Origin of the sequence: Synechococcus sp. F70.1 (assembly GCF_047502745.1) — a bacterium.
Lineage (GTDB): Bacteria > Cyanobacteriota > Cyanobacteriia > Thermostichales > Thermostichaceae > Thermostichus.
In genome coordinates this window covers 1-826 of sequence record NZ_JANSJL010000113.1, presented here as the reverse complement: position 1 = coordinate 826, position 826 = coordinate 1, and the positions used below count along the sequence as shown (strand labels likewise).

Sequence of the window (826 nt, the reverse complement as noted above, 5' to 3'; positions counted from 1 at the left end):
GCCCAATCAGCGAAGAGAAGCCGCAGGCCAACAGGAAGGGATCCTTGTCTTGAGTCTTTCTGGCGAGCGCCAAAACTACGCTTCCCCAGCAGAGCAGAAGGCGGTGGAAAAGCTCTTTACTAACCTCACCTGGATGATGTTCCATCTGGGGGGTGTGGGCCAAGGTGCTAGAAGACCCTGCTACTCCCGCCAGAACCGCGACCGGCCTCCCTGGTGGCGCGGCTCTACCCTAATTCCTAAGTCAGAGGATCCCTTTTGGAGGCGGCCAGGATCGGTGGTCGAGTTTCAGAAGCTTTTCCAAAAGCGACTGGGCAGCTTCTTTGAGGCTCTCAAGACTCTAACCCAGCAAGCCATTAACCTCAACAGCCCACAAAGTTTTGGCCGAGTTGACAGGGATCAATGGCCGGAAGCAGTGGATGCCAACTGCAAGATCGTGGTCTGTAGCGGCAGGGAAGATTCCGACAAGCCCTATGCCCTGGCAACTTTGCATCCCTTGGGTCGGCGGGGGGAAGGCCAGTACGACCGATTTTTGTGCGGGGGTGTCCAGGGTGGTGCTGTGCCTTCTCCGGTTTGGATTGCCGATTTGGATGATGACCAAGTGGTTACTGTTTTTGGGGTAACGGTGGATCCTAGGAGAAAGTATCTCGACGAGCTCAAGAGAGGTGCTGATGACTGTCAAGTCATCTGGCCCTTGAGGAAGAAACCTTTTCTACCCCGCCTTGCGCCACGAGGCTTTCAGGCCCCAAAGCTCCCTCGCCGGAGCCCTTTTTGCCGACTTTTTTCTGGATCCCTCGCAAATGGGTCTTGCATTCCTTGCGCTGCTTGG

General features: G+C 55.9%; 1 pseudogene. It reads left to right on the top strand.

The window, feature by feature from the left end:
* Positions 1-49 precede the first annotated feature (49 nt).
* Positions 50-826: pseudogene (locus tag NW860_RS10820) on the top strand (hypothetical protein); the annotation flags it as partial.